We start from the raw sequence: 2,460 nt of genomic DNA, 5'->3' as shown, positions 1-2,460 counted from the left end.
AAATTTCATAATTTTAGATTCCTATAATTTCTATTTTAAATATATTTTATAGGAATTTTAAAATAACTAGGTTATGCAAGAAGTCTATTATTTAAAAATTTAATTTCATAGTTTTTACTTTACATATTAATTTTATAATATAAATCCTTAAATTATAAATTTATTTTAAAAATATAAATTTAAATAAAAAAATCTTAAAGTTCTTAATTAAGAACTTTAAGATTTAAGATAATTTTATTTTTTTGCATTTTCTGCTAATTCAATTTCGTTTTGTAATTCAAAAGCCATTAAATTTGTTTCTAAATATTCTTTATTTGTGGGTAATTCTAAGTTAATTTTTGAAAAATAGCATATTTCAATAGTACCTGAATCTAATTGAAAATCAAAAATATGACCTCCAGTATTTTTTTCAGTATTAATAAAATGGCAATGGAAACCATTAACTCCCAATGTATTGGCAAAAGATGGAGTTCAAAAACCAACAATATCACCATTAATATTTTTAGCATTAAGAATTCCTTGTTGTTCTGATGCTTTTAATAAAGTTGGATATGGTTTTTCTTGCCATGAAACAGTTCTTGTTTTTATTTCCGAAAATAAACCATTAATTTTAATCCCATAAAATAAATTTAAACTTGGTAAATTATCTACAATAACTTGCTGAATTTCTTCATAACTAGTTAGTTGTGAAATATTAATTTTTTGATGTTCTTCAAAAAATGCCATAACAGCAAATGGACTTGTCATACTTGCCGTAACTTCATTAACTGTTCCATCTGATTTTAATTGATATCCCACACCATCTAGCACAATTAATTCACCATCTAAATGGTCAAAAGTTCCTAATCCAAAATTACCTTGCTTTAATAACGTCCCAAGCTTAATCATACCGTCAAAATTACCAGCAGCTAAACTTGTTATTGTTGAAAATTGATAAAAATTACTAAATTTTTGAATCATAACTAATAAAACTCCTTTTTCTAAGTAAACTTTTTGTTGAAATTGTTTATTAACATTATTTAAACATAAAATTAAAGAAAAAAACATTTCATTCTTGAAATGTTTTTTATGCTTTACCTTTGCATCCAAACCATGATGTTAATTCATCAAATGTTGCTTTAATTGCTTCATATCCAGGTTTTAATAATTTTCGTGGGTCAAACCCTTTCCCATTTTCTGGTTTGTCTTTTCCCTCTTCAATATATTTTCTTGTTGCAGCAGCAAATGCAATTTGTAGTTCAGTATTAACATTTATTTTACTAATTCCTAATGAAATTGCTTTTTTAACTTGTTCTTGCGGAATTCCACTACCACCATGTAAAACCATTCCAATTTTTGCAGCAGCTTGAATATCTTCTAAAGGTTGAAAATTTAAACCTGGTCATCCAGTTGGATAAGGACCATGAATATTTCCAATTCCTGCAGCAAGAAAATCAATTCCTGTTGCTACCATTTCCGCAGCTTCTTTTGGATCACCAATTTCACCAGCACCAACTACACCATCTTCTTCTCCACCAATTGTACCAATTTCAGCTTCAACTGATATACCATTTGTTTTTGCATATGCTACTACTTCTTTTGTATTTTTTAGATTTTCAACAAATGGGTGGTGGCTACCATCATACATCACTGAGGAAAAACCAGCATCAACTGCCATTTTACAAGTTTCTACTGATTGACCATGATCTAAATGTAATGCTACTGGAACAGTAATGTCTAATGAGTCTAATAACGCATTAACCATCGCAACAACTAAATTATAACCTCCCATATATTTAATCGCTCCCTCTGAAGCTCCTAAAATAATTGGTGTTTTTGTTGCTTGCGCAGATTCTAATAAAGCTTTTGTTCACTCTAGGTTGTTAATATTAAAATGACCAACAGCATATTTATTTTGATGTGCTTTTTTAATTATTTCACTAGCATTAACTAATCTAGCATGATATTTTTGTCCCATAATTCTTTTCCCTTCTAATATAAAATATTACGATAATATTATAAACTTTTTATTTTAAAAAATAATATAAAACAAAGGAATTTATTAATATTTACCTAATTTACCAAAATTTACCAAAAAAAAGAAAAAAATATAATTTTTAGAATTCTTATCCTCTTTTTTAAAAATCCCGTGTTATAAATAAAGTACTATATGGCAACATATAGTAAACAAACAGAGCTTATCATTACCTGATGGATGGGCCTCCTAAAAGGTAATACCCAAAGATAGGTATCCGTTAGTAAATATTTTTTTCTAAAAGGCATTTCTAAACAAGGAATGCCTTTTTATTTTAATTTTTGACAATAATTACAAAAATAAGTTCCTCGTCCATTGACAAAAATTTTATCAATTAATTTATGGCAATTAACACATTCCATTTTATTACGCCCATGTACTTTTAAATGTTGTAAAAATTTACCATCCATTCCTGGTTCAGGATGATAAGTTGCAATCGTTGTTCC

Annotated in this window: 2 protein-coding genes; both read right to left on the bottom strand. The window is 27.3% G+C overall.

Going from position 1 to position 2,460, the window contains the following annotated elements:
- Positions 1 to 234: 234 nt before the first annotated feature.
- Positions 235 to 1,047 (bottom strand): acetolactate decarboxylase, encoded by an 813-nt coding sequence (budA, locus tag EHU54_RS02520; RefSeq protein ID WP_400248771.1) that lies wholly within the window; start codon positions 1,045 to 1,047, stop codon positions 235 to 237.
- 19 nt (positions 1,048 to 1,066) lie between these two features.
- Complete coding sequence (gene fba, locus EHU54_RS02515; protein ID WP_400248770.1) at positions 1,067 to 1,957, bottom strand: class II fructose-1,6-bisphosphate aldolase; 891 nt, start codon at positions 1,955 to 1,957, stop codon at positions 1,067 to 1,069.
- Positions 1,958 to 2,460 lie beyond the last annotated feature (503 nt).

Source organism: Spiroplasma sp. ald (assembly GCF_044714355.1).
Lineage (GTDB): Bacteria > Bacillota_I > Bacilli_A > Mycoplasmatales > Mycoplasmataceae > Spiroplasma > Spiroplasma phoeniceum.
The sequence above is the reverse complement of the archived record's forward strand: the minus strand, read 5'-3'. Positions and strand labels throughout refer to the sequence as shown.